Here is a 14905-nt window from a genome sequence, read left to right on the forward strand (position 1 = left end):
ATAAATATGATATTATGAAGAACAAACAAACGAAAAGAATACTTAGAATAGTATTCATTATTGTAAGTATAAGCTCATTGTGGTTTGTTCCTTGGATTTTAGTAAAAGCATGGATATTGCCACTGCCAGATACAGTACAAGAACAAGTATATGAAGCAATAGGTCATGGGTTTGATGGAATGATAGTTTACGTAGATGAAGGAGGAAAGTCACCTGCTTATTATACTGGAGGATGGAAAAATAGAGAAGAAAAAATTCCTGCAGACCATAAATCATTATTCAAAATTGCCAGTATTAGTAAGTTATATGCTGCCGTTGCAATTACTAAATTAGTGAACAACAACCGTATGTCTTTGGACGATACATTAGATGAATACTTTCCAGAACTTGTGGGTAGAGTTGAAAATGCAGATGAAATAACGGTAAGAATGATGGTGCAACATAGAAGTGGAATTCCAAATTTTACGAGTAATCCGGCATATTGGGAAGACGAACAGGAAAATGGGAAAAGGGCACTTGACTTCGCACTTGATTTACCCGCTAGTTTTAAACCAGATAAAGATTATGAATATTCGAACACGAATTATTTATTGCTTCGGCGGATAATTGATAAGATTGTCGGTTATAGTCATGAGCAATATATTAAGGAAGAAATTTTGATTCCACTTGAGTTAAACAATACATTTTTTTCCCTTCGAGAAGTAAGTATCAATGATGTAATGAGTGGCTATTATGTAGGCTATGAAGAAGATTTAAAGAAGAATGAAAATGGAATGTTGGCAACTGCTGAAGATGTCGGTATTTTCTTAAGAGCATTAAATGATGGTTCAGTGTTTGCAGAAGGGGAGCAAGAAATATATGCTACTATATATGAATATGAACATGGTGGTCTCGTACCAGGCTATCAAAGTCTTGCAGAATACCATGAAGACATTGACACTGTGGTTGTACAATTTATTAATACTACTGATTTTGAAGGTTACGAATGGAATTTATCAGAAATTTTAATTAATCGTATCGTGAAAATTTTGAAAAAATCTAAAGACTCATAACAAATAATTCTAATACGAATACGCGATTCTATTAATTGGTGCCGATTTCCAAACCCGAACGACTTACTGTCATCCTACCCCTACTTTTGGGGTATATTAAAAATGAAAAGATGAAAGCGATTATAACAACGAAATACGGTTCACCCGATGTATTAGAGTTAAGAGAAATTGAAAAGCCTATCCCAAAAGTTAACGAAGTACTTATAAAGGTTCATGCAGCGACCATTACTACAGCCGAAACAATGATGCGTACTGGATATCCACTTATTGGTAGACTTTTTATGGGTCTAACAAAACCTAAACATAGCGTTTCTGGAACTGGTTTTTCGGGAGTAATAGAAGCTATCGGTAAAGATGTAAACTTATTTAAGATAGGGGATTCAGTTTTCGGGGAATCACTTTCTCATTTCGGAACCCAAGCAGAATATGTATGTGTCAATCAAATGGGAACAATTGCTATAAAGCCTAATAATATAAAACACGAAGAAGCGGCTGTAGTTGGCGACGGACATATAACTTCATTAAATTTTCTTAAGATAGTGGCGAAAATTAAAACCGGTCAGCGTATTTTGATTATTGGTGCGTCTGGAAGTTTGGGAACTTCGGCGGTGCAACTTGCAAAACATTTCGGAGGAATAGTTACTGGAGTTTGCAGTACTAGAAACATAGATTTAGTAAAATCTCTAGGCGCAGGGAATGTAATTGACTACACTAAAGAAGATTTTACTAAAAACGGGGTCACCTATGATATTATTTATGACACAATAGGCAAAAGCTCATTCGCAATATGCAAAAAGTCATTAACTGAAAGAGGCGCCTATATTTCTCCTGTACTCGGACTATCATTACTTTATCAGGTTTTGAGAACCGCTATGTTTGGGAGTAAAAAAGCATTGTTTTCTGCAACGGGAACACTGCCTATTACAGCACATCGAGCATTTCTGAATGAAATAAAAGAACTTATGGAAGCCGGAAAACTTAAATCTATAATTGACAAACGTTATGCAATGGAACAAATAGGTGAGGCACATAGATATATAGAAACAGGGCGTAAAAAAGGTAATGTCGTTATGTCAATTATGCAATAAATAAAACCAAATTTTAATAGTGAATTCATCAATCAAATAAATTCAATCCAAAAAAGGGTAGGCCTTCATCAAGCCTATCTTTTTTTAATGGTATTAATTCGTATTCATAAAATAATTGAAGCAGCATTTTTGAATTTTAATTAGATTTTAAAACTTTTTTTTGCTAAAAGTCTTTTATCTGTTTTTTAGTTGATTATATAATTTCTATGTTCTAATAGATTTAATTAATTTGTTCTCTAAGATTTAAACTAGAACTTTCGAATCAAATCTGATTATCAATCGAACAATTCTGAAAATTACAATGACTAAAATAGAATGTTTTTACAACATGCAATTTCAGAATAAGCACTATCATTTATTTATTCTAGGATTTTTTATACTACAGTGTTCCCTTTTTGCACAGTCAAAGGCCAAGATAAGTTTTAAGGATAGTGGCCCTTCACTACAAATTGATGGTAAAACATATCCACCTTTTGCTTACATGTCTTATTTGGGAGAAGAGAAATATTATAAAGAAATCGCGGATTCTGGTGTTCATATTTATAATATTCCAGCTTATTTGGCCGATGGCGGAATTAATAGTGTTTCTGGTATTGGTGCTTTTCGATCTCCGATATGGATTGGAGAAGACGATTATGATTTTTCTAGTTTGAAAGTAGATTTTGAAAAAATAATTAAAGCTGACACCAAGGCCAAAGTAGTAATTCGATTTTATCTCGACCCGCCTGATTGGTGGATAGTAAAGAACCCGGAAGCTTCTGCACTGCTACCAGATGGCAGTAACTTTCGTCAGTGTTTTTCTTCAGAAATATGGAGGAATAATACAGGTGAAGTTTTAAAAGACTGTTTGAACTGGTTACTAAATTCTAAGTATGCTAACTATTTGGCTGGGATTCATGTTGCAAGTGGTTTTACTGAAGAATGGTTTTATCATCCAAAACAATACCGAGATCAGAATAGCGCAAAAGTAGATGGCTTTAGACAATGGTTAAAGGAAAAATATAATAACACTAGCGTGTTACGGAAAGCATGGAACAACTCTAAAGTTACATTTGAAAATGCTGAATTGTCAAATGTCGATGAACCTACCAAAAGTAAAACATGGCGAGATCCAAATAATGACATGAATTATATAGATACCTATCGCTATCTAGCAGAGGTATTGGTTAATAACATTATTTATTTTAGTAAAATTGTTAAGGATGCCAGTGATGGCGATTTGTTAACAGGTGCTTTTTCTGGATATCATTATTTTGTAGGTGATGCTAGAAGAGGTCATGGTGCATTAGCCAAATTGTTAAAATCACCTTATATAGATTATTTGTCAAGTCCGAATGTCTATAATCGTGTTTTGGGCGAAGACTGGGCGCCGATGTTGGCAATTAATTCTGTACAGCTACATGGAAAATTATGGCTTGCTGAAAATGATACTCGCACTTCAATTACAACCTTACTAAAAGATCAATCGGAAGGTATCGCGCCTCCTGGACAATATGAATCGGGTGTTTGGTTAGGGCCTGAAGATATGGAAACTTCAGTGTCGTTATTATGGAAAAACACAGCTAGAATGCTTGCTTATGGATATGGTGGCTGGTGGTTCGACATGTGGGGTGGATGGTTTAGTGACCCTCAACTTTTAAGTGTAATAGAGGAAACACAAAAATTGAGTGCATTTTCGAACTTAAAAATTGATTCGAAAATGAAAGCTCAAGTAGGTGTAGTGGTTGATGAAGAACTTTGTTTTTGGGACCCAACCTACGGTAGTCTAACAGAGAATATTTTGTCAAATCGATATCAGCTTGCCAAGACAGGGAACTCTTATGATTTATTTCTACGAACGGATATAAATGATATGCCAATCGCACAGTATAAAGTGATTTGGTTAATGGGTGTTTTGAAGTTAGAAAAAGGTGAAATACAAAAAATACAAGAATGGAATAACTTAGATATAACTGTGCTTTGGACAAATGGAAGTGGAACCGAGATATATCAACCAAATGGCGAGCAAATATTTATGGAAAATAAGTTTAAATGGTCGGCTGTTGAGTTAGGGGAATTATGGGGTAAAGCCGGAATACACCGATATATAAAAACAGAAGATGTTTTTTACATCGGCAGAAATTGGATGAGTATACATAGTATTGCAGGAGGGAAGCGAAAAGTAGATTTTCCATATTATGCAGAAATAATAGATCCAATTAGCAACAAAGTGTTATCAGATTCAACCAAACAATTAGAGTTAAAAATAAAACCGAAATCTACGGTATTATTGCGTGTAACTCCGCTAAAAGATTAGGTTAATTATAGTAAATGAATTAAGCAATCTGTACTCAATGTTTTGGGAGTAATTTTTTTACTCCCTTGTATATTAGAAAAACCATAAACCCAATAATTAATCCCACAAAAAATTCTATAATAATATCGGGAACACTTGGTATAATATGATGTAAAAAAGATATGTTGTGAACAAAGATTCCACCAGAAACTAGGAGTAATGCAATTGTACCGATTACAGATAAAGATTTAATAACCTTCGGAAGAGCGTTTACAAAAAACCGACCAATTTTATCTGAAATACTATTATCCTGTTCATTCAAATTTATTAGACGGAGGCCAAAATCGTCCATTCGCACAATTAGTGCCACTATTCCATACACACCAATTGTAGCGAGGAGAGCGACAACGGAGACCACTGCAATTTGATTAATTAAAGGTTCTTCAATAACAGCGCCCAATGCGATGATTACAATTTCTACAGACAATATAAAATCTGTCACAATTGCCGATTTTATTTTTGCCTTCTCCATTTCAAGAATATCTTCTTCGCTTTTTACCATGGCTTCCGTTATGGCATGCTCTACTTCATGAGGTACGAAAAATTCATAAATTTTTTCTGCGCCTTCAAAAGCTAAATACAGACCTCCAAGAATAAGTGCTACAGTAACAGCCCAAGGTAAAAATGCACTTAATAAAAAAGCAATTGGTAATATTATTATTTTATTTAAAAGTGAACCTTTAGTAATAGCCCACAATACTGGAAGTTCTCTTTTTGACACAAATCCAGATGCTTTTTCAGCATTAACGGCTAAATCATCACCAAGAATTCCAGCAGTTTTTTTTGTCGCGATTTTGCTCATCGCAGCGACATCATCTAATAAAGTTGCTACATCATCTAGAATAGCGAAAAATCCTGAAGCCATTTTTTAGTTTTAATCCTCAAAAATAAATAATGAAATTGAACTAATGACTAGCTATTTGATATAAATGGCCAAAGCTATAAAAAGAACCTATCTTAAATAGATCTAAAATGGCTGAGGTTCTTTGTTTAAAAGACAAACAGAGATATGCATTTGAGGATGAATTAGATTTTTTAAAGAAATTAGGTGATACTTCGCACTACTATTTCATTGTAAAAGATTGTCCAGTACTTTGTATAACGGCAAACCAAAATTCACTTTCCAAATCTATTTTTTTTCGTCGATTAACGACTGCAGGAATTGGTAGATAAACAAACTTGCCATTAACCATACCTACCACAAATCTTGTTTTCCCTGCCATGGCTCCATGAACCGCATGATAAGCTAACCTACTACAGAAAACACTGTCGCTTGCATTAGCAGCAGCACTTCTAATTATATAACTAGGGTCAATATATTTTATAGTTACTTCTTGATTAATGCCTTTGAAATATGCTGAAATATTATCTTTTAAGAAAATGCCTATATCATTATGTTTAATATTTCCTGAGGCATCTTTTAGAATATCATTCTGATTGTTTATTAAAGATTGCCCTGCACCTTCTGCAACTACAATTACCGCATGGTGTTTTTGGTCTAAGCGTTTTTTTAACAGCTCGAATAGTCCATTTTTTCCTTCTAAAGCGAAATCCATTTCGGGTATAAGTACAAAATTTACCACAGGTTTAGAAAGTGCTGCTGATGCTGCGATAAATCCACTATCTCTGCCCATTAATTTTACAATTGCAATTCCATTATAGGCACCCATTGCTTCGTTGTGCGCATCGCGTAATATTGGCGTGGCAACGTCAAAAGATGTTTCAAAGCCAAAAGATTTATCAATAAGGTCTATATCATTGTCAATGGTTTTAGGAATTCCAACAACACTAATTTTTAATCCTCTTTTTGCTATTTCTGATCCTATGGCATCTGTTCCTTTTAAGGTTCCGTCACCACCAATAGTAAATAATATATTTATATTGTTTTCGACTAAGGTGTCCACCATAACTTCAACACTTTGGGCGCCTCTAGAGGAGCCTAAAATTGTACCGCCAAATTCATGTATATCTTTTACTTTATCTGGAGTTAATTTTATAAACCCTCTCTTTTTTTCTGGGTTTAAGCCTTCATATCCATAGGGTATACCAATTATATCATCAATGCCGTAGAAGTAATGTGAGGCCATTACAATACTTCTAATTACATTGTTTATTCCTGGACAAAGGCCACCGCAAGTAACAATGGCAGCTTTAGTATTTTTGGGGTCAAAATAAATATTTTCTCGTGGACCAGCTTTTTCAAAACATACGGGTGTACTATTTTCTTCAACATGTTTAATAAATCCATTTAAAGAGAGGTCATATAAAACTCGTTCTTCATCCGGAATAAAATTAAAAATATTATCACCATGTTTTGTGCTAAGTCCAAGTGGTGATTTATTTAATGCTTCCCCATGAGATGTAATCGTGAAATTCTTTTCCATAGTTAATTTTAAAATTCAGTTATTTGGATAATAGCCAATTTACAAGCCTCAAATATTTCTCTTTACTTAACTAAATTTAGTTATTAAAAATTAAAATACTTGAGGCCAATAAATAAAGTTCATCCTCTTAAAAAAGAAGTGAAAACAAACGCAATTTTTCTATAGAAAAGTTAAATGCGCTTCTTTGTCATTACATGTGGTCTAATACCTGATGTGAATCGATAAGCGGTCCACCATGCATAATTTCATTGGATGCTTGATCAATAAATTTATCAAAGTTTAAATGAAATGAATGCGCCAATTGAATTGCTTTACTTATGTATGCACCTTTTTGTAACCAGGTGTTCATAGGGTCTAGCATTTCTGTTGGAACATCATGACAATACTTAGGCATATGAAGTCCGAAAATAGGATGCTCACTATAATCTACATCGTTCAACCCTCCATTCATAGCTTGAGAAATCATTGCTCTGGTATATTTCAATTTTATTCTTGAACCTACTCCATAAGGGCCGCCACTCCAACCAGTATTAATCAACCAAACATTAACCCCAGATTCTGTCATTTTTTTACTCAACATCTCTGCATATGCTGTTGGATGCAATGGCATAAATGGCTCTCCAAAACAAGCAGAAAATGAAGGTACTGGTTCTGTTATGCCTGCTTCTGTACCAGCAACTTTTGCGGTGTAGCCGGATATAAAGTGATATGCTGCTTGGCCGGGTGTAAGTTTAGATATTGGAGGCAGCACACCAAAAGCATCACAAGTTAAAAAGAAAATATTCTTTGGATTACCTGCATATGATGGTTGAGCTATGTTATCAATATGATGAATTGGATAACTTACTCTAGTATTTTGTGTTATTGAAGTATCTGCATAATCAACTTCTTTGGTGCCTTCTTTGAAAACTACGTTTTCTAACATTGCTCCTGGACGAATAGCACGAAAGATATCGGGTTCTTTTTCTTCCGTTAAATCAATCACTTTAGCATAGCAACCACCTTCAAAATTAAAAATTATATTTTCTGCAGTCCAACCGTGTTCATCATCACCGATTAATTTTCTATGAGGATCTGCAGATAATGTAGTTTTACCAGTACCTGATAATCCGAAGAAAATTGCTGTTTCGCCATCTTCACCGACATTAGCAGAACAGTGCATTGGTAGTACATTTCTTTCTATTGGAAGAATAAGATTAAGAGCACTAAATATACCTTTTTTCATTTCACCGGTATAAGCAGAACCACCAATTAAAGCTACCTTTTTAGTGAAATCTAATATGGAAAAATTACCTTGTCGTATTCCAAATTCACTAGGGTTTGGAGCCTCATATCCTGGAGCACATAGCACTAGCCAATCTTCAGAAAATTCAGCTATCTCCGAATCTTCAAGTCGTAAAAACATATTATTTACGAAATAACTAGACCATGGATATTCTGTTACTGTACGTACATTTAAACGATACTCAGGTGCAGCTCCAACGTAGCCATCGTGTACATAAATTTCTTTTTTAGAAAGATAGTTAACCACTTCGTTGTATAATTTTTCAAAATTTTCTGGGGCTATGGCTTTATTTGTACGATTCCAAAAAACTTTATCTTTTGTATAGTCATCTTTAACCAAAAAGCGGTCTTGAGGAGATCTACCGGTAAATTTTCCAGTGTTTACGCAAAGGGTTCCGTTTTCTGTTACTGTCCCCATTCCTTTTTCTAGAGTGATTTTTTGCAATGTTTCCGCATCCAGATTCCAGTGTGCATTAGCATCTTTTATACCATATTTTTCAAGATTGGTAATATTGGGTTTTCTCGATAGAATTTCCATAATTTTTAATTTTTGAGTTAATATTTAAAATGGCCAAATCAATGGCACTAAAAGCACTGTTGTAATAAAAAATAATAAGAGTAATGGTCCTCCAACTCTTACATAGTCCATAAATTTGTATCCGCCTGCGGCCATTACCATTGCGTTGGTAGTAGTACCTACTGGAGTTAAAAAAGCAGTAGATGCTGAGACTGCAACAACAATCATAAATGGTTTAGGAGAAACCCCTAACGACGACGCTGCAATTAAAGCAATGGGAGCCATGAGAACTGCGGTAGCCGAATTGTTAATTGTTTGACTAAAAGCAGTAGTTAATAAAAAGATACCTCCCAAAAGCATGATCGGACTAATAGAACCCAAATAGTCAACAAGGCTGTTTGCAGCCCATTGTGCAATACCCGTTTTTTGTAAAGCGGTACCCATAGGAATCATGGCAGCTATCATTACCACGCTGGTCCAACTAATACCTTTATAAGCTTTGGAAATTGGTACGCAACCGGTAAGCATTAATATTCCAGCACAAACCAGGGCAGCAATGGCACCGGGTAATAATTTAAAAACCAAAAGCACAATCATTAGTAGTAGTGTTCCTAATGCTATATATGATTTTGCAGTTAGCTGATCTACATTTTTAGCCATCGCCTCTGGACTACCAGAAATAACAACATGTTCATATTCTTGTTGTAAATCTTCTATGGCATCCCACGGTCCGCGAATGATAAAAGCATCACCAGGTTTTATAGTTACTTCTTTTGCTACAAGAGGTCCATTATCTCGCGATAACCCTAAAAGTTGAATCTTACTATTTAAGTAGCTACCTAGAAGCATTTTCCGACCAACAAAAGCGGAGTTAGGTGTAATCAGCATTTGAGATAACCCAACTTCTTGATTAATTAGTTCATCTTTTAGTTCAGCATCTGTGTGTTTAAAAGGAATAATACCTAATTTGTATTTCAACATTAAAGAATCTACTTCATCTGGTTCGCCTTTTACAGTTATAATGTCGTGATAACGCATTTCTGTATTTGGCTTTGGAAACTCAACAAATTCAGGTATCCGTTTTAGCTTGTTTGGATGTCTTCGACGGAGACGAAGAATGGTAACTTTTGCATCTTCTTCAAAATTCCATTCCCCTATAGTTGTATTGACAAATGGTGACATCGAACGAATACGAAAACGGTACATATTATCTCCAATACTATAGTTTTCAATCCATTTGTGCATTTCGGAATCGATGTTAATAGGACGATCTTTAGTTTTATTAGATGGTAGCAGTTTGTAGCCAACATATCTAAAGTATAGTAGCGCTATAATTAATAAAGGCAACCCTATCAACCCAAACTCGAAAAATGTAAACCCTTCCATTCCGGACTCGACTAAAACATTGCTTGCTATAATATTTGGCGGAGTACCCGTGAGCGTTAATAATCCTCCTGTATTTGACCCAAAGGCAATTGGCATTAATAATTTAGAAGGTAATGTACCTGCATTCCATGCTGCTGAAACAGTTACTGGTAGCAACGAAGCTACTGTCCCTGTATTACTTACAAAACCAGATAGTACGCTAGAACCAAGAGTTACAATAATTAATAATCTTGGAACACTATTTCCAGCCCACTCTACAAACTTTTTACCTGCTAATGCAGTCCACCCAGTTCTTGATAAACCTTCGCCAATGATAAAGAGTGCGGCAATCATTATAACTGTTGGGTTGCTAAAACCACTTAAAGTTTCTTTTAAATCGAGTATACCCATTAAAAATAGGGTTAACATTGATAAAATTGCCACTACATCTGGTGGATATTTACCCCAGATAAAAAGAACAATAGTAATAGTTAGGATTATAGATACGGTTAACAATACGCTAGAATTAGAATTAATTATTCGATAGTTAATACAGGAACATTAGCTTTTAACACTAATTCTTTTGTAAGTAATCCGTCTGATGGTGCAACATTTTTTGCATGATTTATTGGTAGGATAGCTATCATATCAATATCATGTTTTTCAACATATGAGAAGATACCATCAACAACATCGTCATTTTCAATAAAGGTGTGCTCACTATAAAAGTTTTCTAAATAATACATGAGTGTATTTTCATTCTTCTCATCATTTTTAGAATATCCAAATGTTCCAGGAGTATTTTGTATTGTTAATACATGAACTTTAGCATTAAATTTTTGACAAATACCTAATAGTGTGTTTAGTGAATTAGGTTTATCAATTTCATTTTTACCCAACACTAAACTAATATTCTTAACAGTTTCTTTTTCTGAATTTTCAGGGATTACTAAAACGGGACAACTTGCGTCTTTGACTAATTTGGCGGTTTGAGAAACCTCTTTGTCATCTGAAGATCCTGAGGTCCCCATAATTATTAAATCAGCTTTCTTTTCCTGTTGTGCTTCAATAATAATATTAGTTACAGCACCATCCCATCCTAAAGTCCACCGCATTGGTACTTTAAGCTTACTTTTATATTCTTCGCACAATGCCTCATAAGTAGCACGCATTTTTCCTTCATCTGGATTGTCAGATACATGTATAAGGTCAATTTTTATTTCAGCGTTTCCGATAAAATCAACTGCGTAATCTAGAGCTCGTTTAGCACTATCCGAAAAATCGTAAGGAACCAATATTTTAGAAATCGTATTCATAAGAAATTAGGTGTTAAGGTTTCAATTATTTTTTCAAAAGTATATGCGCATTCGATTTTATAATATGACAACGGTCATGTTTGGTAATTTACAGGCAATTGAGCGCATCATTTAACCTTATAGTAAACTAGTTTCTATGAAAGATTTTTCAAGAGCTGTTTTTTATCATGTTTTATGCTATTTATTTTTTAAAAACTTGCGGGGTATTTAAGGCATAGATTTTCAAATGATAAAATTTACCATACCGAACGGAAGTTTTCATGAGCTAAAAAACATTATTAGAGTGTCCCTTTTGATTTTATTTATTTTGTATTCAGGATTAAATTATGGTCAAAAAGAACGCGAGGGTTTATTAGGTTCGTGGGTTGTGTTAGCAGGAAATAATAAAATTTCAAACAGACTTAGTATTCCTACAGTCGGAATTTTGAGGCATTATAAGATGTTCGATAATTATGAATTTTCATTTTTTAGAACAGGCCTCACATATAAGGTTAATAATAAGATTTTTGTTACTGGCGGGGCCGCGTATTTAGATTGGGAGCCTTATATTGAAAGTGAAACGGCTATTCCAAATAGGCAAATATGGATTTATGAGGCAATTACCTTTTTATCAAAAATTAATAAAGTAGCTATTTCTAATCGAGTACGATTAGAATCTAGATGGATTTCTAATTCCGAAAGTACAATTGTTAATAATCGTATCAGATATAGAATACAAGGTAAATTTCCTTTAAGTGAAAAGTATTATTTAAAATCATACAACGAATATTTTATAAATCTAAAAGCGCCACATTTTAATCAGAATAGATTTTTTATTGGCCTAGGTTATCGTTTCTCGAAAAATTTACAATTTGATGTGGGTTACCTTAATAACCATTTCGATAGTGGCAATTACGACCGGCTACGAATGGCTGTTTATTTTAAAACTGATTTTACAAAACTTAAAAATAATCAGAAATAAAATTACGCTACTTAATAAATTATTTTACAATAAAAACTATGTTTTGTTCAGTTTTCATTTAATATCTTAAATTTCTTTTAAATTGAATATCTTCCCCTTTGCGAGACCATTATAAACTCTCAATTATTTTTCAATTTATATTAAGGTAAAGTTTTAAAAATGAAATTTAGTTTAAAGCATTTTTTTTATGTGTCAGTAATTTGCCTATTTCAAAGTTGTGAGACTCAAGAAGAGGTAATCCAAATTCATGTTAATCAGACTGATGTTAATTCGGTAAAAAATTCTTTTAAGACGATAGAAGAGGCCTTGAATATGGCGAAAGACGTTCGTAAAAAAGATAAAATCAGCCCAATACTAATTAATATTTCTGAAGGAGATTATCATTTAAAGTCCCCTTTAATAATTACTCCAGAGTTAAGCGGACTTCAATTGAGGGCAACCGCGAATAGTAAAGTTTCGATAAAAGGATCGCAACAACTGAACTTAACATGGACTAAGAAAGAGGGAAATATTTGGCAGGCTAAAGTGCCAGAGAACATAGAATTCGACCAGTTATTTGTAAATAAGGAGAAGCAGATTTTAGCTCGGTATCCAAATTACAATGAAGACGGCGGCCATTGGCAAGGTCATGCTGCCGATGCTATTTCACCAGAACGTATAAAAAATTGGTCAAATCCTATTGGTGCTATTTTTCATGTAATGCATGCCGGAGAATGGGGAGGTTTTCATTTTGAGGTATCTGGTGTAGATGAAAATGGGGAAGCTATTTTAAAAGGCGGTCATCAAAACAATCGTAAAAGTGCTGGAATACACGAAACATATCGAATGGTTGAAAATGTTTACGAAGAACTTGATAGTCCTGGCGAATGGTTTTTAAATAGCGATAATCGCATTTTATATTATTGGCCAAGAACTGAAGAAAACTTGGAAAATAGTGTTATTGAAGGTGTTCAATTAAAGAATTTAATCACTGTACAAGGAAGTGAAGAAAGTCCGGTAAGGAAAGTTGTAATAACGGGTATAAAGTTTGAACATGCTCAACGAACTATAGATCAGAAATATGAACCGCTATTAAGAAGTGACTGGACAGTTTTTAGAGGAGGTGCAGTTTTTATAGAAGGTACAGAGCAAGTTGAAATAAGGAATTGTGAGTTTACAAATTTAGGAGGGAACGCAATTTTTGTTAGCAATTATAACCGGAATACAAATATTGTCGACAACCACATATACAATTGTGGTGCAACTGGTGTTAGTTTTGTAGGGAGTCCTGCTGCCGTTCGGTCGCCATCATTTCAATATCGTGAGTTTGTAGAATTTTCAAAACTAGATACCATTAAAGGTCCACTGAACAATAAATATCCTAGTAATTGTATCGTAGATAATAACTTGATATATCGTATTGGAAGAATAGAAAAACAAACGGCAGGTGTCGAAATTTCGATTGCAATGGATATAACTGTTAGCAATAATAGTATATACGAAGTTCCGAGGGCAGGAATTAATATAAGCGAAGGAACATGGGGTGGTCACATAATTGAGTATAATGATGTTTTTAATACTGTATTGGAGTCTGGTGATCATGGGTCATTTAATTCATGGGGTAGGGATCGTTTTTGGCACCCGGATAGACCAACTATGGATAAATTGGCACAAGAGAATCCGGAAATGCCTTTATGGGATGCTGTACATACGACTATCATCCGAAATAATCGATTTAAATGCGAACATGGCTGGGATATTGATTTGGATGATGGGTCTAGTAATTATAAAATCTACAATAATGTTTGCTTAAATGGAGGGTTAAAACTGAGAGAAGGTTTCCATAGAACAGTTGAGAATAACATCATAATTAACAATGGTTTTCATCCGCATGTTTGGTTTAAGAATAGTGGTGATATTTTTAGGAGAAATATTGTTATGACAGATCATAAAGATATACGGCTGCAAGCCTGGGGAAAAGAAGTAGATTTTAATCTTTTCCCTGATGAAAAAGCACTTATTGAAGCGCAGCAAAATGGAACAGATTTACACAGTACATTTGGAAATCCAAATTTTGTAAATCCTATAAACGGAGATTATACAGTTACCGAAGATTCACCTGCACTTTCAATCGGATTTAAGAATTTTTCTATGGATAGTTTTGGAGTGAAGAAGACTAGTCTGCGTAAATTAGCAAAGCAACCAATATTGCCGAAATTATGGTCACTTAATAGTACAGCTAATAAGGAAACTAGTACTGTAAACTGGTTGGGCGGTAATTTTAAAAATATTGAATCGATGGCCGATAGATCTGCATTTGGTTTAAGTAAAACGGCGGGAGTTTTACTAACAGAGATTGAAGAGAAAAGTATTTTGTCTAGTTCAAAATTGGAAATTGGCGATGTAATTATTGCAGCAGAAGGACAAGCAGTTGATACAATTTTCGATTTGTTAAAAGTGGTTCAAGAACATCAATGGAAAGGAGTGATTGGCTTAACTATTTTTAGAAATCAGAAAAGTAAGGACATAAAAGTGAAGACTAAGAAGTAGTAGTTTTTGATATCAGGGTATTTATTTACTATAAGTTTAGCAATCTTATTATTTATAGTGTTTTAAGTGAAGTT

At 34.1% G+C, this 14905-nt stretch carries 10 protein-coding genes; 5 read left to right on the top strand and 5 right to left on the bottom strand.

The features are described 5' to 3' along the window. Nucleotides 1-14 precede the first annotated feature (14 nt). The 3 genes from UH7x_RS12495 (at nucleotide 15) to UH7x_RS12505 (ending at nucleotide 4436) form a co-directional block, all read left to right on the top strand. Complete coding sequence (locus UH7x_RS12495) at nucleotides 15-1052, top strand: serine hydrolase domain-containing protein (RefSeq protein WP_482360258.1); 1038 nt, start codon at nucleotides 15-17, stop codon at nucleotides 1050-1052. Between the two features lie 110 nt (nucleotides 1053-1162). After that, complete coding sequence (locus UH7x_RS12500; RefSeq protein ID WP_482360259.1) at nucleotides 1163-2140, top strand: NAD(P)-dependent alcohol dehydrogenase; 978 nt, start codon at nucleotides 1163-1165, stop codon at nucleotides 2138-2140. Between the two features lie 301 nt (nucleotides 2141-2441). Then, nucleotides 2442-4436, top strand: a complete 1995-nt coding sequence (locus UH7x_RS12505; protein ID WP_482360260.1) for a beta-galactosidase — start codon at nucleotides 2442-2444, stop codon at nucleotides 4434-4436. Nucleotides 4437-4470: 34 nt separating this feature from the next. Here UH7x_RS12505 and UH7x_RS12510 read toward each other — a convergent pair whose 3' ends face one another. The 5 genes from UH7x_RS12510 to UH7x_RS12530 all read right to left on the bottom strand — a co-directional run bounded on the left by UH7x_RS12510 (nucleotide 4471) and on the right by UH7x_RS12530 (nucleotide 11341). Beyond that, nucleotides 4471-5340, bottom strand: a complete 870-nt coding sequence (locus UH7x_RS12510) for a DUF808 domain-containing protein (protein ID WP_482360261.1) — start codon at nucleotides 5338-5340, stop codon at nucleotides 4471-4473. 199 nt (nucleotides 5341-5539) lie between these two features. After that, a complete protein-coding gene (locus tag UH7x_RS12515) occupies nucleotides 5540-6859 on the bottom strand; it encodes an ATP-dependent 6-phosphofructokinase (protein WP_482360262.1) in 1320 nt (439 codons plus the stop codon). 190 nt (nucleotides 6860-7049) lie between these two features. After that, on the bottom strand, nucleotides 7050-8681 hold the full coding sequence (gene pckA / locus UH7x_RS12520) for a phosphoenolpyruvate carboxykinase (ATP) (RefSeq protein WP_482360263.1): 1632 nt from the start codon (nucleotides 8679-8681) through the stop codon (nucleotides 7050-7052). Nucleotides 8682-8705: 24 nt separating this feature from the next. Next, the gene (locus UH7x_RS12525) at nucleotides 8706-10541 is read right to left on the bottom strand and encodes an SLC13 family permease (protein WP_482360264.1); all 1836 of its coding nucleotides are present in this window, start codon (nucleotides 10539-10541) and stop codon (nucleotides 8706-8708) included. 20 nt (nucleotides 10542-10561) lie between these two features. Beyond that, nucleotides 10562-11341, bottom strand: coding sequence for a universal stress protein (locus UH7x_RS12530; RefSeq protein ID WP_482360265.1), 780 nt, complete (start codon nucleotides 11339-11341; stop codon nucleotides 10562-10564). Nucleotides 11342-11567: 226 nt separating this feature from the next. On the opposite strand from UH7x_RS12530, the gene UH7x_RS12535 reads away from it, so the two are divergent. Both UH7x_RS12535 and UH7x_RS12540 read left to right on the top strand, forming a co-directional pair. Continuing rightward, a complete protein-coding gene (locus UH7x_RS12535) occupies nucleotides 11568-12302 on the top strand; it encodes a DUF2490 domain-containing protein (protein WP_482360266.1) in 735 nt (244 codons plus the stop codon). Between the two features lie 159 nt (nucleotides 12303-12461). Next, nucleotides 12462-14831 carry a right-handed parallel beta-helix repeat-containing protein gene (locus UH7x_RS12540; RefSeq protein ID WP_482360267.1) on the top strand — a complete coding sequence of 790 codons (2370 nt, stop codon included), beginning with the start codon at nucleotides 12462-12464 and terminating at the stop codon, nucleotides 14829-14831. Nucleotides 14832-14905: the final 74 nt, after the last annotated feature.

The organism is Aurantibacter sp. UH7 (assembly GCF_056839165.1).